General features: G+C 65.8%; 14 protein-coding genes. 4 read left to right on the forward strand and 10 right to left on the reverse strand.

The window, feature by feature from the left end; all coding sequences use genetic code 11:
* Positions 1 to 81: 81 nt before the first annotated feature.
* The 8 genes from VFW45_07100 to VFW45_07135 form a co-directional block, all read right to left on the reverse strand.
* Positions 82 to 1359, reverse strand: a complete 1278-nt coding sequence (locus tag VFW45_07100; GenBank protein HEU5180541.1) for a tetratricopeptide repeat protein — start codon at positions 1357 to 1359, stop codon at positions 82 to 84.
* A complete protein-coding gene (locus tag VFW45_07105; protein ID HEU5180542.1) occupies positions 1352 to 2836 on the reverse strand; it encodes an O-antigen ligase family protein in 1485 nt (494 codons plus the stop codon). The genes VFW45_07100 and VFW45_07105 overlap by 8 nt, the downstream gene beginning before the upstream one ends.
* Before the next feature lie 25 nt (positions 2837 to 2861).
* Positions 2862 to 5129: a polysaccharide biosynthesis tyrosine autokinase gene (locus VFW45_07110; protein HEU5180543.1), complete on the reverse strand. Its 2268-nt coding sequence runs from the start codon at positions 5127 to 5129 to the stop codon at positions 2862 to 2864.
* On the reverse strand, positions 5129 to 6412 hold the full coding sequence (locus VFW45_07115; protein HEU5180544.1) for a polysaccharide biosynthesis/export family protein: 1284 nt from the start codon (positions 6410 to 6412) through the stop codon (positions 5129 to 5131). Before VFW45_07115 ends, VFW45_07110 begins: the two co-directional genes overlap by 1 nt.
* 38 nt (positions 6413 to 6450) lie before the next feature.
* Complete coding sequence (locus VFW45_07120; protein HEU5180545.1) at positions 6451 to 7686, reverse strand: outer membrane beta-barrel protein; 1236 nt, start codon at positions 7684 to 7686, stop codon at positions 6451 to 6453.
* Positions 7687 to 7817: 131 nt separating this feature from the next.
* Positions 7818 to 9986 (reverse strand): PEGA domain-containing protein, encoded by a 2169-nt coding sequence (locus tag VFW45_07125; protein HEU5180546.1) that lies wholly within the window; start codon positions 9984 to 9986, stop codon positions 7818 to 7820.
* A gap of 28 nt (positions 9987 to 10014) precedes the next feature.
* Positions 10015 to 11556 carry a tetratricopeptide repeat protein gene (locus VFW45_07130; protein HEU5180547.1) on the reverse strand — a complete coding sequence of 514 codons (1542 nt, stop codon included), beginning with the start codon at positions 11554 to 11556 and terminating at the stop codon, positions 10015 to 10017.
* Positions 11557 to 11566: 10 nt separating this feature from the next.
* Positions 11567 to 13609 (reverse strand): serine/threonine-protein kinase, encoded by a 2043-nt coding sequence (locus VFW45_07135; protein HEU5180548.1) that lies wholly within the window; start codon positions 13607 to 13609, stop codon positions 11567 to 11569.
* A gap of 446 nt (positions 13610 to 14055) precedes the next feature.
* Here VFW45_07135 and VFW45_07140 point away from each other — a divergent pair, with 446 nt between their 5' ends.
* Together VFW45_07140 and VFW45_07145 are read left to right on the forward strand one after the other, a co-directional pair.
* On the forward strand, positions 14056 to 16347 hold the full coding sequence (locus VFW45_07140) for an aconitate hydratase (GenBank protein ID HEU5180549.1): 2292 nt from the start codon (positions 14056 to 14058) through the stop codon (positions 16345 to 16347).
* 42 nt (positions 16348 to 16389) lie between these two features.
* Entirely contained in the window at positions 16390 to 17556 is a 1167-nt protein-coding gene (locus VFW45_07145; GenBank protein HEU5180550.1) for an FAD-binding oxidoreductase, read from the forward strand.
* 7 nt (positions 17557 to 17563) lie between these two features.
* Here VFW45_07145 and VFW45_07150 read toward each other — a convergent pair whose 3' ends face one another.
* A complete protein-coding gene (locus tag VFW45_07150; protein HEU5180551.1) occupies positions 17564 to 18286 on the reverse strand; it encodes a metallophosphoesterase family protein in 723 nt (240 codons plus the stop codon).
* A 614-nt stretch (positions 18287 to 18900) separates the two neighbouring features.
* On the opposite strand from VFW45_07150, the gene VFW45_07155 reads away from it, so the two are divergent.
* Both VFW45_07155 and VFW45_07160 read left to right on the forward strand, forming a co-directional pair.
* Positions 18901 to 19584 (forward strand): sigma-70 family RNA polymerase sigma factor, encoded by a 684-nt coding sequence (locus tag VFW45_07155; protein HEU5180552.1) that lies wholly within the window; start codon positions 18901 to 18903, stop codon positions 19582 to 19584.
* Positions 19568 to 19879 carry a hypothetical protein gene (locus VFW45_07160; protein ID HEU5180553.1) on the forward strand — a complete coding sequence of 104 codons (312 nt, stop codon included), beginning with the start codon at positions 19568 to 19570 and terminating at the stop codon, positions 19877 to 19879. Before VFW45_07155 ends, VFW45_07160 begins: the two co-directional genes overlap by 17 nt.
* 137 nt (positions 19880 to 20016) lie before the next feature.
* Here VFW45_07160 and VFW45_07165 read toward each other — a convergent pair.
* On the reverse strand, positions 20017 to 20248 hold a 232-nt coding region (locus VFW45_07165; protein ID HEU5180554.1), incomplete at its 5' end, for a hypothetical protein.

Genomic DNA, 20248 nt, shown 5'->3' on the forward strand with positions numbered 1-20248 from the left:
ACAGCGTGCGGCGTGTCGGGAGATCGGTCCACCAGAGGCTCAAGCCACGCGGCAACGACAGAGGCGTGTCGGGCATCGCTCTCACAGCCCCCGCGTGAGAGTGGTGGCCTTTTCGGAGAACAGGGCATTTCCCGGATCTTCCGAGGAGGCGCGAAGATACTCGGCCAGGGCACCCTCGCGATCGCCGAGCGCCTCATAGGCGCGTCCCAGGCTGTAATGGATCTCTCCAGGGGCGGCAATATCCCGGGGGACCGGCAGCGAGCGGGACAGAACGAAGCGCAAGCGGGCGATCGCCTTCTGCGGCTGGCCCTCTTGCAGGTAGGCCTCCGCCAGCTCGATATGGCTCTGGACATTCGCGGGGTCCAATGCGAGCGAGCTTTCGTAGCAGGGAATCGCGTCCTGGAAGCGGCTCTCCTGCGCATAGGCCTTGCCGCGGAACAGCTCCAGCCGGGCCCGATAGAAGGGCGCGAGCTTCGGCTCGAAGCGCTCCATGCGCGCGATGACGCCGCGCGCCTTCTCCGCCTGATACTCCCTCAGATAATGGACGATCAGGGATTCGCCCGTACGATAGTCGAAGCTGGGGGATGCGCCGACCTTGTCGAACTGCTCCTGGGCCTGCTCGCGGTAGCCGTGCATCCAGAGAAAATCGCCCAGCATCGCCCGCGACAGCGGCTCGTCGCCCACGAAATCGGCCAGCTCATCCGCGTCGGCGACCACCGACCAGAGGAGATTGAAGACCGGCCGCGCGAACCGGAAAGTGTCCGACAGGGCCACGGTCAAGGCGCGGCGCGCCTCGTCCTTCTCCCCGAGGGAGATCCAGAACGAGCCGATCCGGAAATGGAGCCCTGGACGGTAGGGATCGAGCCGGTCCGCGAGACGCAGGAGGTGGTGCACCTCCTGCGAGGTGGCGGAATTCTCCTCGCCGACGGAGCCGTCCAGGTTCTGCAGCAGGGTCGCCTTGACGAAGTGAACCTCCGCGTCGCCCGGATTCCGCTCGATGGCACGGTCGATCCAGCGCAGCCCTTCGCGCAGCGACGCCTGCGTCCGCTTTTCCGCATCGCCCTCGGACGGCGCGGGGTTGAAGCTGTCGACCTCCGCTTTCACCATGTGCAGGAGGCCCAGCTGGAAGGCCGGCTCCGGGTTGTCGGGAGCGAGACGCTCCGCCAGGAGCAGTGCTCCCATCTTGCGGGCCTGGATTTCCGGGGGCGGGACCTTCAGGCTGTCGGGAGGGTAGGCCTTCTGCAGCGCCTTGAACTCGGCGAGCGCGTGCGCCGAGCGCAGCTGCGCCACCCCGAAGGTGGCGTACAGGAGGAGACCCGGAATTCCCAGGAAGAGCAGCCAGCTCCGCCGGTCAGGCACGGGGCACTCCTTCCTCCGGCTCCCCGCCGGTTTTGCCCAGGACGAGCAGCGACCCCGCCAGCAGGGTAAAGGCCAGGAGATTGGCCGGTATCTGAAGAGAGAAATCGACCATTTCGTGAAGGGCCACGGCGAGCAGGCCGAAGCCGCAGGCCGAGCGCAGTACCGAGCCCATCGGCGCCGCGCGGCGGATCCAGGCCGCGCCAATCACCGCCACGGCGAGCGCCAGCAGGATCCCTCCCATCAGCCCCGCCTCGGAGAGGACCTGCAGGTAATCGTTGTGGGCATAATCGTAGAACGCCGTGGTCGTCGCGTCTCGGTAACGGGGAAAGACGAACTGGAAGGTCCCCACGCCGGTTCCCGTGAGCGGGAAGTCCCGCACGATCCCGAGCGTCTTCTTCCAGACCGCCATCCGCCCCCCGGGCATCGTCAGCTCCGTCGTGAGCAGCGAGTACCGGCCGGTGAGGGTCCAGTAGCCCACGCCGTAAGCGGGAACGAGCACCGCGGCCGACAGCACGCCGACGAGAACGGTCTTCTGCAACGACCAGCCCCGCCGCAGCTGGAACAGGCAGAAGGCCGCCGCCGCGACCATTCCGAGGATGATGCCGGCACGCGAATAGGACAGCACCAGCCCGACGGCGATGATGCCGATGCCCAGGAGCAGCGCCAGGTTCAGGCTGGCGCGGCGGTCGGTCAGGGCCAGCAGGCGCTCCCGCCAGGTCTCCCCGGCGTGCGGCTCGCGCAGGCGGGAAAGGAACAATCCGAGGGCCGACAGCAGCGCCATCTCCAGGAAAGCAGCGTAGTGGTTGCGGTTGATGAAGGTTCCGGTGGCCGCGTCGGTGTAGTACTTTTTCTGGTAGAGGAAGATGTGCTGGTGACCGCTCACATACTCCAGAACCCCGTAGAAGGCCTGGAAAGTACCGGCGGCCACCAGCGCGTACAGCACGAGGCGCACCTGACGCGTTTCGTGAAAGGCATTGAGAAAAAGGAACAGGAAGAGCGTGAAAGCCACCCCCTTAAGGAGATAGGTGCGCGTGGCGAAGGAGGACTGGGAGATCGGCCGCCAGGGGTCCGGCGCTTTTCCGGGAGTCGGCGCCGCGGCGGTCGACACGTCGTCCGCGGGTGCCGAGCCCCGCGGAAGGGCATCGCGGTACAGCTCGCTGGTCTTGGGAGAGAGGGCTCCGATTACGCGCTCGGGCAGCGGAATGATCTGCATCCCCATCAGGACGAGGATGCCGACCGCGGGAACGAGCAGCGGGGAGAATTCGATCCGCGTGGTGGCCGGGAAGAGGAACAACCGGTACAGGAACAGCAGGGCCACGGCGGCCACGCCCAGCTCCAGCGCCGAGGTGGCCCACGGCTCGACGGCCCCGAACGGCAGCGGCGCCAGGACGACGATCAGCACCAACCCGGCTCGGATCGACCGATCGAGCAGAGCTTCCAGCCGGCTCTCGCCGGGCTTCCCGGATTGGCTGATCAACAACGGAGCTCGAGAAAAAGGTGCTTCAGGGCACCGGCGGTGGTGCGGTTCCCGCGGTCTCACCCCGCTCCGGGGCGGACTCGTACCGGTAGGCCCGGTAATGGTAGCCGTACTGGTTCCCGTAGTATTCGCCATGCCGCATGTCCACGTCGTTGAGGACGACGCCGAGGATGTTGGCCTTGGCCTGCGTGAGCTTCTCGCGGCCGCGCGCCACCGCCATGCGCGCGGTGCGCCCGCACTGGACGACCAGGATGGTCCCGCCCGCTTTGGACGCCATGATGACCGGATCGGCCACCGACAGAAGCGGGGGTGAGTCGATCATGACATGGTCGAAGCGGCTGCTGCGCCGCAGCGTCTCCAGCAGGAAGTCGAAATGCTCCGAGGCGAGCAGCTCGGAGGGGTTCGGCGGGATGGGACCGCTGGAGACCAGGAACAGATTGGGAATCTGGGTTTCCTGAACAATCGAATCCAGCTCCGCGTTGCCGGAGAGATAGCTGGACAATCCGACGGCATTGACGGCTCCGATCGCCTTGTGCAGCCGCGGACGCCGCATGTCGCCGTCCACCAGGAGCACTTTCTTGCCGCTCTGCACGAGGGTGATCGCCGTGTTCAGCGTCGTCACCGTCTTGCCTTCCTGCGGCTCGCTGCTGGTCACCACGATCAGCTTCGGAGGGGCATCCGCGGTCGACAGCAGGAGCGAGGTCCGCAGCGTCTTGTAGGCCTCCGAGGCGGGCGACCCGGGGTCGCGCAAGGTCACCAGGTCCACGGCCGGGGACACCGGATCCCGGCGCAGGCGCTTCGGCCCCGTCGGCTCTCCGGCCGCGGCAAGGGTCATGACCATCGGGATCGTTCCCAGCGTCGGGAGATGGATGTACTTCTCGATGTCGGCGGTGGACTTGATCGAGTTGTCCAGATACTCCAGGAAGAATGCCATCCCGACGCCCAGCGCCAGCCCCACGAACAGGCTCAGCGCGATGTTCATCTTTTTGTTGGGGCGGAAGATGTGATCGGGGATCTCGGCGGCGTCCACCACCCAGACGTTCCCGGTCCCGGCGTTCTTGAGCTTCGACAAGGAGCCGGTCTCGGTCTCCCGCTGCATCAGCTTGTTGAAGATCTCGCGCTTCGAGTCGACCGCCGCCTTGAGGCTGGAGTACTCCACGCCGTACTGCTTCTGCTTGATCGCCTCGCCCTTCTGATCCTCCAGCGCGGCGCGCACCGTCTTCTCATGCGCCGAGGCCTCCTCGTACTCCATCTTGGCGGTCTTGAGGGTGTCGTCGTAGATCTTCCTCGACTCGGTGGCCAGGGTGGACAAAGCCGCGTCCCATTCCGCCTTGAGCTGCAGCATCTCCGGCCAGTCGGGCTTGAACTGCTTCGATTTCTGGGTGTACTCGCGCTCCAGCTCGGCCGCCTTCTCGCGCAGCTGCTGGTTCAGGTTGCTCTGCGAGACCTCCTTGATCGATTCGGGAGGCGTGGTCAGCAGACCGCGGTAGCGGGCCTCCTTGCGCGACGTTTCGACCTGGGCCTCCAGAACGTCCTGGTTGAGCTGCCCCAGCTTCTGGCTGGTGATGTCCTGCTTGTCGTCCAGCCCGATGATCTCTTTTTCCTTGCCGTACTGGTTGAGCCGCCCCTCGAGATCGGAGATCTGCTTCTTCAGCTCGGTGGTCTGGCTGGCGATGAACTCGCTGGCCTGTGCGGTGCTGTCGTAGCGCGCCGACTGGTTGAACTCGATGTAGGAATTGGCAACGGCGTTGGCGATGCGCGAGGAGAGCTCGGGATCCAGGCTGACGAAGGAGATCTCCACGAGATGGGTGTTCTTGAGCGGGCTCACGTCGAGGCCCGCCAGGACGAACTCGAGGTAGGGCTTGTCGGGATCGTCCGGGATCTCGTCGAGGGGGGATTTCCGGAAGACCTCGAACATCCGGGTCAGCATGCTTTTCCCGCCCCGCCGGGACACCATCCGGCTGACGATGGGATCGTTGCGCAGATCGAGCTTGTGGGCCGCCTTGCGGGCCACGTTGCGGCTGGAGATGAGGCGATATTGCGTCTGGTAGAAGTCGTTGTACGACATATAGTCGTAGCCGACCGGCTGGACCTGCTGAAACTCCAGCACGTTGGGCTGCTCGCGCTCGATCTGCAGGGTGCAGACGGAGCGGTAGGTCGGGGCGATCAGGAAGGACCCGAGCGTCACCGTGACCAGGAGGACCACCACGGCCGTGAACACCACCCATCGGCGCCGCTGCAGAACGGTCCAGTAATCGAGAAGATTGATTTCCTTCGTTGTACCGGCTTCCATCAGAAAAAAGTCTCCGGGACGTAGATGCTGTCGCCGTTCTGCAGGACGAAGTTGTCCTGCTTTCCCTTGCGCACCGCCTTGAGATCAACCTTGGTCGTCGACTGCGCCCCGGTGTCGCCGGTGCGGATCACCACAATCCCTTTCTGCGAGGCGCGCTCGGACAGCCCGCCGGCCGCAGCGATCGCCTGCAGCAGCGTGAGGGGCCGCGACGCCTTGTACTCGACCTCCCCCGGCTTGCGCACGGCGCCGTCGACGTAGACGTGCAGGATGCGGTCGATGGGAACGTTGAGGACGTCGCCCGGCTGCAGTGGGATGTTCAGCTCCGGGTTGCCGTGAATCATCAGGTCGTCCAGATCGATGTCGATGCGGGTGGTCGCACCGGAGGGATCGGTGCGCAGCACGTGCAGCTCCTTGCCCGCCTGGTGCGTCAGCCCGCCCGCCTCCGAGATTGCCTCCAGCAGCGTGCGGCTGCCGAGCATCTCCAGGGTGCCGGGCTTCTCGACCGCTCCCACGACGCTGATCTTCTTGCTCTTCGCCTCCTTCACGAAAACCCAGACCTGGGGATCGTTGAGGTAGCGGTCGCTGAGAAGGTCGCGCAGGGCGCCTTCCGCCTGCGTCGTGGTGAGACCCTCCAGCGGCACGACCCCGAGCAGCGGCAGCGAGATGGTGCCGTCGCCGGAGACGCGCACGGTGCGGGTCAAATCGGGCTGCTGGAACACGCCGATCTCCAGGAGGTCTTCCTTGCCGATGATGTAGTCGCTGCGAATCCCGGGCACCGTCACGCCCGTCCCGGCAACCGTGGCCTTGCCGGCCACCGGCGGCGCCGTGGGCGCGGGTGGAGAGGCGGGCTTCACCGGCAGCGGCCCCTCCCTGCCTCCCAGGATCACCGCCAGCGCGTCTTTCTCCTGCTGCAGCAGGACCGGCATGGGCCGGCGCAGCTGCAGGATCACGCGCGTCCCCTCCACTCCTTCGGCCGAATGCGTCGCCACCGAGATTTCCTGCACGAGCTCCGATTTGAAATTTACCTTCTCCTTGAGTCCGTTGCGGACGCCGCGGAGATCCACCACGACGCGGCTGGGATCGGAGTCCTGCGCCTGCTGGAAAACAAACGAGGCACTGCAGATGAAACGAATCGTCGCGGTGGCGGTGTCGGGTCGCACTTCCAGAAGGGTCGCGATCGAATCCTGACCGATGGCGCTCGAAAGAAGGAGAGGGGCGGCGGCGAGGAGCAGCGCCGCGGCTCTCAGTCTGGGCGCCCCCCGTCCGCGGGAGGAAGCTGGCATTCGAGCGAACTCCTTCAAAAAGAGAGGCTTATATCTTATCAGAAGTTGTATGCGTAGATCATCTGGGCCGTGAAGCGGTGCCGATTCAGGAAATCGAAAGTCGAGCTGCGCTCCCAGACCCCAAGTCGCAGCCCGAGCCGGCTCAGCGCGGAGTAGCGGTACGAGGCACCCACGAAATAGGAGCGGATGTCATCGACGCGGTGCCCCGAAACCAGCTCGTGGTGCTCGCTGTCGAAGGCCAGCGTGGAGCGCGGGAAATCGACCTCGCCCCGGCTGATTCCGACCTCTCCGGCGACTCGATCGCCCAGGGCCTGGGTCAAAGTCGCGCCGTAGCCTGTCTCCAGGTAATAGATGTTGTTGACCGCCGTGGTGAAGCCCGTCTGCCGCAACCCGCGCATCTCCAGGGCCGTGTGTCCGCTGAAGCGGTACACCAGGATGGCGTCCCCCACCATCCCCGCATACCCTGTGAACAGATCGTTGTCGGGCTCCAGGTCCTGCCATCCGACCTTGACCGAGCCACGGATGAAAGCCGAAGGATCGAAGTTGAACCCGGTCGAGATGCGGCGCGAGCGGGAATCGCTCGGCTCGCCGGCCGGCTCGGTGAAATCGATGCGCCGGCCTTCCCACTCCAACAGGAAATCAGTCTTGGGAAGGATGCGCTTGGAGCCGGTGATGGTGACGCGCTTCTCCTCGCGGTTCAGGGCCTCGGGGATGTTCTGACCTTCCTCGGACCCTGGGTCGTAGCCGAAATGGTCCTGCCCGAGCCGGAAGCGCAGGGAGGAATGGGGCCACACGAATTCCCAGCCGGTCCCGAAAGAGCGCTCGGTACGGCGGGTCTGGTAGTCGATTTCGCTGCTGGGACGGTCCTCGACGGAAAGCAGGCGAAGCTCGGCGAAGGCCCGCCCGCGCCGCATGTAATAGGCCCCTTTTCCCTGAAAGGCGTTGTTGAAGTGGTTGAGATCGTCGTTGTCCTGGTACCAGACATAATCGAAGATCTCTTCCATCTGGATGACGCCGCGCTGGCCGAATAGGCTGAACAGCCTCAGCCCCGCCTCGCCCGTGGAAGTGAAATCGGAGGTAGGCGTCCCGTCCTCGAGGAAGACGTTGCTGTCATACCCCACGTTCTTGATCATGAAATAAGGGCGCGCGCGAAAGGGGCCCCAGCGCACGGTCCCCAAGGTAGGGAAGTCTTCTTCCAGCGTTCCGGCGTCGACACGTGGAGCCAGCGCGAAGGCGAGGCAGACGAAGATCAGGATTACCCGGCGGATGGCCATCTCGCGGCGGTGATCCTTAGGATAAAAGGGACGCGGGCGGCCGGAAAGGCCTGCGCCGCAGACTCTTTGCGCGATAGACGATTTTACGGGAACTGTCGGAGCCGGGTCAACGGAAAAGGCCTTTTTCTGCGCTACTGGAGCAGATTCTTGGCCCGGGGGGCGACCGGCGGACCGTCATTGGAATCGAGGGTCGCCTCGGTCGCGGCGGCGGCCTCCTGGAAGGCCGTGCGGGCCTCCGGGACGAGGTCTTTCTTGAGATAGCACAGCCCCTGGTAATAGCGGACGGTGCCGCGCGAGATGCCGCTGCCTGCCGGCAGGTTCACCAGGCTGAAGGACTCCGAGAGGGCCTTGTCGTAGGCCTTGAAATGCATGAAGGCAAGGCCCAGGTTGACCTGCGCCAGGGCACGGTCGAGCGGCTCGTCACCGCCCCGCGTCAGCTGACGATAATCAGCCAGCGCCTTGTTGTAGAGAATGTCCGGAGAATAGAGCGGGATAAGGATCGGAGACTCCCCGACGCTGAAAGTGAGGCTCTTGCTCGCGCCATCGCGGCCGACGGTCAGCGAGACGGCATCCCCCGTCTTCCAGTCGTTCTGGGCAAGCGAGAGAGCTCCCGACTCCGAAGCCTTGCGGCTGTTGACGGTGAGGACCTGGTCGGCAGGGAGCAGCCCGGCCGTCGCGGCGGGGCCCGACTTGACGACGCGCACCACCACGGGTCCCTCCCCCATGAGCGTGTCGGCGAAGGCGGCCCCGATCCAGGGGCGCCTCAGATCCGGCGTGCGATCGAGCCGCACCACGAACTGCTGGACGTCGGTGTCGCGGGACAGGTCGAGGTGGGTCACGTCGGGAGTGGGCTGCTCCGCGGAGTAGAGAAACAGCGACTGGGATCCTTTGCCTCCCTGCTCCTGGACGGAGACTCCCCACAGCAGCAGGTCGGCCTGGAACTTCCCCAGCGCTTCGAGAACACTCGCCGCAGGCAATCCGCCGCCTTTGCGCAGCTTCTCCGACTCCTCGGGCGGGGCCAGAGAGGCCTGCAGCACGGATCGGAACTGCTTGAGCTGCTCGTCGGAGCGCACCATGTTGACGGTGCGCAGCGAGCCGAGCTTGTCGAGCAGGAGCTTGTCCTCGTCGCTCCAGTTGAGACGCTTCCACTCGTCCAGCCGCGACGTCCCGAGGTAGAGGAGCGTGGGACGCAGCGTGGCGTCGAGAAGATTGACCGCGTCGGGCTTGACGCGCACCCGCTCGAACCAGGTCCCCTCCCCTTTCTTCACCAAGCGGATGTCGCGATCGCCGGCGCAGATCGGCGCCTGCTGCAGCGGCGTCGTCCCGAGCGACTTGCCGTCCACCAGCACCTCGGCGCCGGGCGGATGCGAGACGACCCGAATCTGCCCCTGCTCCTGCTTCAACGAGACCGGCTGGAACGTCTGCGGCTCGTTGCGCTCCACGTCCAGCTTCACCTGGATGCTGCGGGAAATCGGGCCGAAGCATTCCTTCTCGAAGCGCACCTCGTGAGCCCCCGGCTCGATGTGCGGTATCAGCAGGGGCGCGGAGCTGCGCGAGGGATCGAGCCCGGCTTCCTTGGCGAGAGACTGCAGCTCGTGCGGCAGGACTCCGAAGGTGGTGCCCGCCAGCTTGTCGTCGATCAGGATACTCACGCCGGCCGGCTCGGTGATGAACTGCAGGATGCGCTGGCTGGGTGTGAGGCGAATCTCGCGCCGCACCTCGGAGCGCGGGTTCAGGACCAGGTTCTCCTCGTGGTCGCGGAACCCCTTCAGGACGATCTTCAGCCGCGGAGTGCCTTTCATGACCGGCTGGCTGACCAGCGGGGTCAGCCCGACCATTTCGTCGTTGAGATAGACCTCCGCTCCGGGAGGATCGGTGGACAGGGTGAGACTGGCGACATTCTCCCGCTTCACCTGCTCGAAAAGCTCCACCACCTTGGGCGAGACCTTCGTCTTGTCGAAGGGGTAGTTGATGCTGATCCCCAGGAGCTTCTCGAAATCCGAGGTCGCGCGGGTCCGATCTCCCAGATTGAAATAGGCGCGGGCCCGCAGGTCGAGCGCCTTGCTCACCATCTTGATTCCATCCGCGCCCGAGTCCTGCAGCTTCCCGGCATCGTAGGCCTGGACGACGGCGTCGAACTCGGCGATGGCCTCCGCCAGCTTGAGACCGTTGAACATCTCCTCGCCGTTCTTCAGGCGCTGGCTCAGGAGGGCGGTCTCGGCGGTGAGATCCTCCTCCTCTTCCTGCGCCCGGCAGGGAAAGGCCGCAAGACCCAGGGCCCACAGGAGCAGGACCGCCACGACGGCGCCGGACGCGCGCTGCGCTCGCTTAGCGGAACCGCACGATGGCATCGCTCCTCCGATCGTAGACGTAGATTCTCCCCTGACGATCCACCTCGACCCGCTGGGGCTCCGCCAGCACTCCTTTCCCCTTGTCCGCGAGGATGGTGGAAAGCACCCGCTTGCCGGTGGGGTCCAGGACGACAATGCGGCCCGCGGCAGCGTCCACGACATACAAGTCGCCGAGATCATCCACCGCAAAGTCGACGGGAGCCGCGATCGAAGCGGGCGGCTCGTCGAGGCGCAGGCGCGACACCGCCTTCCCTTCCGAATAGACGCTAATCGTTTTCTCCTTCGAGTCGAGGATGTAGACCTGATCGTCCAGGCCGACGCGCACTTCGGCCAGCTTTCCCGAGGCAGACTTGTGCAGCGCCGTCTTGAATTCTCCGGCGCGGCCGAACAGCAAGACCTCGCCGGATTTACCGTCGGCCACCAGGGTCCTTCCCCCGCGGTCGGCGGCGAGCGAGACGACGTCCTTGACCGGACGGGTCGAAGAGGCATCGGGACGGTTCAGGAGCCGCTGCGTCTTGCCGTACACCACCACGCCGCCGCCGACGGCGACCGGCGTGCCGCCGCGGTCCATGGCGACCGCCGACACGTTCTCCAGGACGATGCGCGCGATGGTCCTTCCCGTGGGGTCCACCTTGACGACGCTGCCGCCGCGACCGTCGCCGAGCAGGAGCTCCCCTTCGGGATCGGCCGACATCGAGACCAGCGATTTGACTCCGAGAACCTGCATCTTGCCGTTGAAGCCGGCATCCACCGCATAGCGCACGGGCCGGCCGGCGAGCGGCTCCAGCCGCAGCCGGTGCAGCAGGGTCAGCCGCTCGACAGCCTCCCGCGCCTCCGGCTTGGAGGGGTAGAGATCCCGCACCTTTTGCAGCTCCTCCATGGAGCGCTGGAAATCGCCGGCGTGGAACAGGCAGTCGGCGAAAGCGAGACGCGCTTTCGGCGCCCCGGAGAAATCGGGGACCTGCTCGAGGAGCCTGGAGAAATCCTCGAGCGCCGCTTCGTAGGCCTCGGCACGCACCTGGCTGATCGCCGCCCCGTAGAGGGCGTGGCCCACGCGCGGGCTGTCGGGATAGACATCGGCCACCGACGTGAAGGCGGCGTAGGCCTCGTTCGCGTTGGCGCGCGGGTTGTCCGGCTCCAGGGCCAGAAGCCCCAGCAGGTAGATCGCTTCGGGAGCGCGGCCCGAGTTGCCGTAGCTCCCGCGGATCTTCTCCAGCAGCGGAATCGTCTTCTGGATGGCGTCGCGTCCCGCCTGGCCCAGGTCTTCGAGCTCGGTATACGGGTAGTAGTAGGTGGCCGCCTGGAACAGCGCGTCAGGGGCCCGGTCGGCGGCGGCGTAGTTGGTGTAGATCTCCTCGAAACGCTTGAGCGCCTCTTCCGTCTTCCCGGTGCGCAGGAGCTGCAAGGCGTTTTCGTAGAGAGCCTGCGCGATCCCCTTCTCCTGTCCGAGAACAGGGAGCGAGAGGAAGAGGAGGGCGAGGAGGACCGTGAGGTACCGGGCGGGCCTCGGCAGTGTCATGAGAACCGCATCAAAAGGTGAATTTTTCCAGCCGGGTCAGGCCGCTTTCGATGGTGATCTTGCGGGCCTGCTTCTGGTCATGATCCGTTTCGGGCACGACCAGGATCTCGTGCTCGCCGGCGACCAGGGGATGTTCGAAAACCGGAGGATTATCCAGGAATATCCCGTCCACGTAGACCTTGCAGTTCGAAGGCTCGGCCTGAACCGAGAGCTTCCCGAGCGAGGGCCATTCGACCCGGACCGAGCGCGTTTCGCCACCCACGATTTCCACTTCAATCGACCGTTTAAAGCGGACTTTCTCGTTCACCAGCTGGAGCTGGAGCTTCCCTTCCGGGAGGCTGAGCTCTCCATTCTTGATGTCGGGGCTCATGGACTTCCCCTCCGCGGAGACGAAGGTGGCCTCCATCGGAAAGGGCGGCGGCGGCTCCAGCCGCGCGACCCCCATCGGAATCTTTTCCAAGGCGATCGAAAGCTGCTTGTTCTTCTTGTGATCGAAGCCGAGGTCTGCGGAAATCTTGCTCAGCGGCGCGTCTTCGGCGAATTCGAAGCGCTTCTCGCGGTAATCCTTCAGGACGAGGCGCAACGAGTGCTTCTCGCACGTCTCGATCGGGACCGCCGTGGGAGTCTTGCCGGCCGGCTTGCCGTCCAGGATCACCGTCGCGTTGGGAGGGTCGGTGGCGATGTTCACCGTGCCCTGTGCCGGCTCCAGCGAACGCAGATCGTAGTCGTCCTTGAAATCGCGCAGCGTCACCAGAGTGGAGCGCTGGCGGCATCCCTGCACCGCCAGGAGCTGGTGCTCCTTCTCGTCCGATTCAGAGAGCCGCAGGAGCGGCTTGGAGAGAAGCTCTCCGTCCAGGAAGAGCTCCGTTCCCTCGGCGACCTGGATCCTGGCCTCGCGGCCGGAGCTGGGAAGCTTCGCCTGCGGAACCGCCGGCGCGCCGAATGGCGTCGAGAAACCCGCCTGCGCCGCTTCGACGCGGGCCTCCGGCGAGCGCGCCGCACGGAGCTCCGATTGGTCGATCTCGTGCACCCGGCGCGGGAACAGCACCAGCCCCACCATCGCCAGCAGCACGCAGGCCGCGATCTTGAGCGGCTGGCCGGCGAAAAGCGGGAAGGAAGGCGCCGGCACGCTGCGCGGATAGGCGCGGGACCGGTCGCGCGGGCGAAGCACCGTGGGCCCCGACTCCTCGCGGCCGACCCTCAGTGTGGGGGCCGCCGTGCTGACGGGACGCTTGAAGTGGTAGGTGGAATAGTTGCTCAAGGCCTCGGCGAACTCGGCCCCGCTCTGGAAGCGATCGGCGGGCTCCTTGGCGAGGGCCCGCTTGAGAATCTGATCGAACGCGGGAGGCAGCTTCTCGTTGACGATACGGGGAGGCCGCGGCTCGTCGTAGAGAATCCGGTAGATGATCGTCGAGATGGTGTCCCCGCCGAAGGGGCGCTCGCCCGTGAGCAGCTCGTAGAGGACCACACCGAGGGAGAAGAAATCGCTGCGCCCGTCCATCGGCTTGCCGGAGATCTGCTCCGGAGACATGTAATTCGGCGTGCCGATGAGCACCCCCGCCTGGGTCAGGTTGGCGTCGGGCTTCTTGGCGAGTCCGAAATCGGTGACCTTGAGCAGGTCACCCTTCATGAGCATGAGGTTCGCCGGCTTGATGTCCCGGTGGATGACTTGGCTCTTGTGGGCATAGTCGAGAGCCGAGCAGGCTTGCGTGATGACGGACAGCACCGTGGCGAGCGGCAGGAGGGAGCCGGGCTTCGTGAAAGTCTCCAGCGTGACGCCATCGATATACTCCATGGCGATATATGTCCGCTGCGGATCTTCCACGACGTCGTAGATGGTGATGATGTTGGGATGGGCCAGCTTGCCGGCAGCCTGGGCCTCGCGGACGAAGCGGTGGCGCGCTTCGCGCGCTTCCTCCTCGGAGACACCGGGAGGAATCTGGATCATCTTGATGGCGATTTTTCGGTCGATTCGCGGGTCGTGGGCCAGGTAAACAACACCCATGGCCCCCTTTCCGATTTCGCGCAGAACCTCGAATCGACCGAGCTTCATTCCGGTCATTCGTGCTCGCCGCCTTGAATTTCGTCCGTCGGGGAAACCCCCCTTGTTGGGCTTATTCTAGGTTTCGCCCCCATGCTAGTCAAATAGAAAGGGCAGAATTGTTTACGCGAGTTTTGCCAGGGCAAAACCCGGTTCGAATTGGGCACGAAACCTTGAAAGGGGCGTCAGGATTTCGACGCCCGAACCCCTCGCTAGGAATGTATGACGCAAAAAGGCGTTTGAAGAGGGCAGTCGGAGAAATGCGCGGTTCGAGAGCAGCACTCCCGGCGCATTGAGGCTTGACGGGAATTCGGTTGCTGAAAAATTTCTGATCGCGAGAAATCAGCGCCCGGCACGCCTTTCGGGCCAATGGAGCCGAATAGAGGCCCCGCCGCGGTCCCATTATTTGCACCTCCGAAGGCCGAGGCGATACGATACCCTCCTTTTCAGGAGACCTCATGCACGTCATCGACTCAACGCCCGAGTTCGTCACCGGCGTCTATTCCCGGATGGAACAGCGTCTCGCCACGATTCGCGGCCGGGTTGGCCGACCCATTAGCCTGGCGGAAAAAATTCTCCTTGGGCATGCTGAAGATCCGGTGCGGCAGGAGATTCGGCCAGGAAAAAGCTATCTCCTGCTGCGCCCGGACCGGGTGGCGATGCAGGATGCCACCGCGCAGATGGCGCTGCTGCAGTTCATGCTCGCCGGACGGAAGAGCGTCGCGGTACCTACGACCGTCCACTGCGATCATCTGATTCGCGCACGCGACGGGGCCCGCGGCGATTTGGAGGTCGCCTCTCGCGAGAATCGCGAGGTCTTCGATTTCCTGCGCAGCGCCTCGCGCAAGTACGGCATCGGATTCTGGAGGCCGGGCGCCGGGATCATCCATCAGGTGATTCTGGAGAACTACGCGTTTCCCGGGGGCCTGCTGATCGGAACCGATTCCCACACCCCCAACGCCGGAGGGCTGGGGATGCTCTCCTGCGGCGTGGGGGGCGCCGACGCGATGGACGTGATGGCGGGCTTCCCCTGGGAGGTCCTCTATCCCGAGACGATCGGGATCCGGCTGACCGGCAGGCTGTCGGGCTGGACCGCCCCGAAGGACGTCATCCTCTACCTGTGCGGACTTCTCACCACGGAAGGAGGCACGAACCGCGTGCTGGAGTATTTCGGCCCGGGGACGCGCGCCATCAGCTGCACCGGCAAGGCCACGATCACCAACATGGGGGCGGAGCTGGGCGCCACCGGCTCGGTGTTTCCGTTCGATGAGCGCATGGACGCCTACCTGCGGGGAACAGGACGCGCCGGATTGGCCGACCTGGCGCAGCGCCACGTGGCCCTGCTGCAAGCCGACGCCGAGGTGGAGGAGCACCCCGAGCGCTTCTTCTCGCGCATCGTGGAGATCGATCTCTCCACCCTGGAGCCTCACCTGGTGGGGCCGCACCGGCCCGATCTCGCGAGACCTTTGTCGCAGGTCAAGGAGGCGGTGCGGCGGGAAGGATATCCCGAAGCGCTGTCGGTGGCTCTCATCGGCAGCTGCACCAACTCTTCGTACGAGGACATCGGCCGCGCCGCCGACGTGGCCACGCAGGCAATCACTCACGGCCGGAAGGTGGCGATTCCCCTCCTGGTCACGCCGGGATCGGAACAGATCCGCGCCACCATCGAGCGCGACGGGCAGATGGCGGTCCTGCAGAACCTCGGCGGCAAGGTGCTGGCGAATGCCTGCGGCCCGTGCATCGGCCAGTGGCAGCGCGACGACCTCGCGAGCAAGCCGCCCGGAGAGGCGCGCAAGAACGCCATCATCACCTCTTTCAACCGTAACTTCCCTCGCCGTAACGACGGCATGGCGGAGACGCTCGCTTTCATGGGAAGCCCCGAGGTGGTCATCGCCTACTCGATCGCGGGGCGGCTCGATTTCAATCCGCTCACCGACACGCTGCCGGCGGGCGACGGCAAGCCGTGGAAGCTGCAGCCCCCCGAGCCGGCGCCCGATCTTCCTTCGAAAGGGTTCGTGAAGCCCTCGGAAGGATACGAGGCTCCTGCCGAGTCGGATGAATCGGTCGACGTCACGATTGCCGGGGACAGCGATCGCCTGCAGCGCCTCGACCCCTTCCCTGCCTGGGACGGCAACGATTTCCTGAATCTGCCGGTCCTGCTCAAGGCAAAGGGTCCCTGCACGACCGATCACATATCCCCGGCGGGACCGTGGCTGCGCTACCGGGGGCACCTCGATCGGATCAGCGACAACCTCTTCCTGGGCGCGGTCAATGCCTTCACCAAGGAGCCGGGCACCGGCTTGAGCCCTCTCACCGGGGCCAAGGAGCCGCTGGCGGCGATCGCCCGGGCGCTGAAGGCCCAGGGAATCCGCTGGGTGGCGGTAGGAGACGCCAACTATGGCGAGGGAAGCAGCCGCGAGCACGCCGCGATGTCGCCGCGCCATCTCGGGGCCGCTGCCATCGTGGCCCGCTCGTTCGCGCGCATCCACGAATCGAATCTCAAGAAGCAGGGGCTCCTGCCCCTGACCTTCAACAACCTGCTCGACTACGACAGGATCCAGGAAGGAGACCGCCTGAGCCTGCTCCATCTCCCCGCGCTGGCCCCCGGAAGCAAGGTGCTGGGGCGCATCACCCACCGGGATGGCTCCGAGGAGGAGTTCGAGCTGCGGCACACGCTGAATGCCGAGCAGGTCGAATGGTTCAAGGCAGGCTCGGCCCTCAATCTGCTGCGGGCCCGCGAGCGAGCGTGACCGGCGTGGTTGCGTTCTTCCTCTACTAGACAGATTCCCGGCATGATTTCCTCCGCCTCGGCCGTGATCATCGGCGGCGGCGTTCTCGGTGCCAGCGCCGCTTTCCATCTCGTCGCGGCGGGGTGGAAGGATCTTCTTCTCCTCGATCGATATCCGGCTCCCGGACTGGGCAGCACGGGCCGGGCGACCGGCGGCTTTCGTGCGCAGTTCTCCACCCCCGTGAACATCGGTCTTTCCCTGCTATCGCGCCAGAAGCTGCTCCGCTTCCAGGAAGAGACCGGCGTGGACCCCGGATATTTGCCGGCCGGCTACCTCGTGCTGGCGGAAAGCGCGGCGCAGGCGGACTCGCTGCGCGGCGCCCTGGAGACGCAGCATGCGTGCGGGCTCCTCGAGGCACGCCTCGTCGATGCGCGCGAAGCGCTGGAGATCCAGCCTTGTCTCGCCCCCGGGGAAATCCTGGGAGGAGCCTGGTGTCCTACGGACGGTTTCATCCGGCCCCTGAAGATCCTGGAGGGCTACTTGGCGGCGGCCTCGCGCCATGGGTTGCGGATCGAGTGGGACGTCGAGGTGGAGGATCTGGAGATTGGTCCCGGCGGCAGGATCTGCCGCGTGCGGACATCACGAGGGAGCGTCGCCTGCGAAGTGGTGGTCAATGCGGCCGGCGCCTGGGCCGCGCCGCTGGCGGAGCTGGCCGGAATTGCGCTGCCCGTGAAGCCGGTAAAGCGCCAGGTGGCGGCCACCGCCGTGACCCGGGTGCTTCCGGAAGGGATGCCGATGACGATCTTCGCGGGCAACGGGTTCCACGTGCGGGTCCGCGATGGCAGGGTGCTGCTCCTGAGACCCGATCCGCCGGCCACCCCCGATCCTTACGACACTCTCGTCGAGCCTGTCTGGATCGATTCCCTCATGAAGGAAGCCCGCGACAGGATCCCGGCGCTGCGCGATGTGCCGGTGGATGTTTCCGCCAGCTGGGCCGGGCTGTATGAGATCTCCCCCGACCGGCACGCGCTGGTCGGCGCTCTTCCCGAATGCGACAACTTCTTCTGCCTGACCGGCGCCTCGGGTCACGGCGTCATGCATGCTCCCGCGCTGGGTCAGATCCTGGCGGAGATCGTCTCCACGGGACGGTCGCTATCCATCGATGCGACGCCGCTGCGGCCCGCTCGCTTCCGGGAAGGCTGTCTCAATGAGGCCGGGGAGATTCTATGAGGAAGCGTCAGGCGGTGGCGGCGAGCAGCGGGGCGAAGGGATCGGTCAGCTGGCGCTCGCGGTAGCGCTCCGCCAGACGCCGGGTGTCGTAGTCGAAGCGCCGGAAGTTGACGTCCACTCCCTTGCCGATGTTTCCCGTATAGACCACCGTATAGCCGGTCCGTGCGTCCCCCGGGGACGGGATTCCGACGCTCCCCACGCCGATGAAATGGTGCGATTTCACCTGCCGGTGGAAGTGCCGATGGGTGTGGCCGAAAAGTATCACGTCCACCGCCGCCGCCTTCGCATACTCGCGAAAGGTGAGCTCGTCGGTCTCCTCGAAGAGATAGGTCACCGCGTCGATCGGGTTGGCGTGCACCAGGAGGAAGCTCATGCCCCCCTCGCTGAAGCGAACCTCGAAGGGCAGGTTTCCCAGGAGACTGCGGCCGATCGGGGTGGTGTTCTCGCAGGTCGGGGCGTAGGAGATACGGCCCGCCTCGGCGGTCCGTAAGTCGGGATGCCAGACTCCGGGTGTATCCATCTCCCAGGCCACGGCTTCGTCCCAGTTCCCCCGCACGCCGCCGATGCCGGATCCCTTCAATGCCTGAATGACGGCGTCGGTGTCGGGCCCATAACCGACCAGGTCCCCAGCGTGCAGGATCCGGTCGTACCCCTCACGGCGCGCCTCGGCGAGGCACTTCTCGAGAGCCGGCAGGTTGCCGTGGATGTCCCCCAGGACGATCAGCTTCATGGCGCCCGCACCTTAGCAAAATCGGCACCGGCCCATCAACCGCCCGCGGGATTGATTGGATGACGGCCGGCCCGGGCCCCGTATCCGGGAGCCACAGTTTTTTGATGACGTCCGAACCTCGACCGGCGGCTGGCCGACTAATAAAGTCTGGCAGGACGTGCCCACTCGGAAGCCGCGGTTTTTTTTCGTGCGGATCGGCGCCGGCACGCGTTATACAGGATAGGCCCCCTCTAGGAGGCCGGGAGCGACCCCGGGGTGCGTGGCGCGTATCGAAGAGATGGCCATGCGTTCCCAGGGATGAGCGGGCGGCCGGCACCGGTCCGCCGTGGAGCAGAAGCTCGAGCGCCGAGTCGACTTCGTGGGATGGAGCCCTGGAGCCGACCCGGTCCCGCAGACGAGCCGGAGTATCCCCGTGGGGATTTCCACTCCCCCCGGCCCTGGGGACGGTGCCGCGGGGGCGGAGCAAAGGCACATGGTTACATGGCGCAGGGAGGAATCCCTCTCCCTCCTTGCGGCTCCGCTCCCGCCCCTTCCCCGCTGGCCGTCGCAAGCCCTGCTGGAGATCCTGGACGTGCATCCGTACCGCTTGACAGGCAATGCCGCTCGCCGTATGAATGGCGTCGACGGGTGCACTCGAGTCCTGCCCGGCGCACCGCGGCTCCAGCCTCTTCGAGATCCAGGTGAGCGACGACGTCCCGTCCGATGCGAAAGCACCAGGAGCGAGCAGTGGGGAGTCGACTGCCGCCCTGATCCAGCGCGTCAAGTCGGGGGACGCAGGCGCCCGGGATCTTCTCCTGTGCCGCTTCCTGGTGCCGATGCGCCGCTGGGCGCATGGTCGGCTGCCGGCGCGGGCCCGCGACCTGCTGGATACCGACGATCTGGTCCAGGACACCTTCCTGCGGACCTTGAACCACCTCGGTTCCCTGCCCCTCGACGGGGAAGACTCCTTCCTCGCCTACCTGCGGCGCGTCCTGCTCAACCGCATCACCGATCAGATACGCCGTGTCGACCGCTGGCCTGGAAGGGATACGCTGCCCGACCCTCTTCCGGACGCCGGCCCGTCTCCCCTCGAGGCGGCCATCGGTCGCGAAGCGCTGGACCGCTACGATGCCGCGCTGCAGTCGCTCCCCGGCACCCAGCAGGAGGCGATCATGCTGCGGCTCGAGATGGGCTTCGGCTATGACGAAATCGCCGCAGCGCTCGGCTATCCCACGCCGAACGCCGCGCGGGCGGCCATCGCCCGCGCGCTGGTGCGGCTCGTGCGGGGCATGAAGGTCTCCGATGGAAGAGCGGGATGACGATGGAGCGCTGCTGAAGGTCGCCCAGGCGATCAGCGACGGGCATCCGGTGGATTGGGACTCGGAGACCACCGCGCAGAAAGACTCGGCGCCCGAGTTGTCTCACCTGAAGGCGATGGCGGCCCTGGCCGAGGCGCATCGCCGATCCCGCCCTGCCCGCCTTCCCGATAACTTCGACGACACGGTTCCGCTCCGGCCTCCCGCGGCCCGGCGCGCCGGCGCATTGCTGCGTCCGGCGCTCTATGGCCTCGGCCTCCTGCTTCTGCTGGCTGCCCTGAGAAAGCTCCTGCACTGAACCTTCGGCTGCCGATCCATCCCGCCTTGCGGCGTTGCGTCTTGCTTGCGCAGCCACAAAGGTACGCGGGGCGCTTCGTTTGTGGAGCGGCCATGGGCCGCTGCGTCTCGCAACCCGGCGGCTCGACGGATTCGATCTTAATACTTCAATGACCTGCGGATCAGCGCCGCCCCAATCGGAAGAGTGTAGGCGCCGCCGCTGCGGGCCATCGCGCCGATGCGCGACGGGACGGCGTAGCGGATGGTCCCCTGCCTGGCCTTCTTGTCGGAGCGCGCCGTTTCGAGAAGCCGTGCGGCGTCGATCCGGCCGGCCGGCCGCACCGGCAGTCCGAGCAGCCGCAGCAGGCGCTCGATGCGCGCCGCCTCTCCG

It is taken from the genome of Candidatus Polarisedimenticolia bacterium (genome assembly GCA_035764505.1).
GTDB lineage: Bacteria > Acidobacteriota > Polarisedimenticolia > Gp22-AA2 > AA152 > AA152.

What these genes read in the sequence shown, in the direction of transcription:
- VFW45_07110 (HEU5180543.1), bottom strand. Translation starts at nt 5,129, where the DNA reads ATGGAAGCCGGTACAACGAAGGAAATCAATCTTCTCGATTACTGGACC.
- VFW45_07115 (HEU5180544.1), bottom strand. Translation starts at nt 6,412, where the DNA reads ATGCCAGCTTCCTCCCGCGGACGGGGGGCGCCCAGACTGAGAGCCGCG.
- VFW45_07120 (HEU5180545.1), bottom strand. Translation starts at nt 7,686, where the DNA reads ATGGCCATCCGCCGGGTAATCCTGATCTTCGTCTGCCTCGCCTTCGCG.
- VFW45_07130 (HEU5180547.1), bottom strand. Translation starts at nt 11,556, where the DNA reads ATGACACTGCCGAGGCCCGCCCGGTACCTCACGGTCCTCCTCGCCCTC.
- VFW45_07135 (HEU5180548.1), bottom strand. Translation starts at nt 13,609, where the DNA reads ATGAAGCTCGGTCGATTCGAGGTTCTGCGCGAAATCGGAAAGGGGGCC.
- VFW45_07140 (HEU5180549.1), top strand. Translation starts at nt 14,056, where the DNA reads ATGCACGTCATCGACTCAACGCCCGAGTTCGTCACCGGCGTCTATTCC.
- VFW45_07145 (HEU5180550.1), top strand. Translation starts at nt 16,390, where the DNA reads ATGATTTCCTCCGCCTCGGCCGTGATCATCGGCGGCGGCGTTCTCGGT.
- VFW45_07150 (HEU5180551.1), bottom strand. Translation starts at nt 18,286, where the DNA reads ATGAAGCTGATCGTCCTGGGGGACATCCACGGCAACCTGCCGGCTCTC.
- VFW45_07155 (HEU5180552.1), top strand. Translation starts at nt 18,901, where the DNA reads ATGGCGTCGACGGGTGCACTCGAGTCCTGCCCGGCGCACCGCGGCTCC.
- VFW45_07160 (HEU5180553.1), top strand. Translation starts at nt 19,568, where the DNA reads ATGGAAGAGCGGGATGACGATGGAGCGCTGCTGAAGGTCGCCCAGGCG.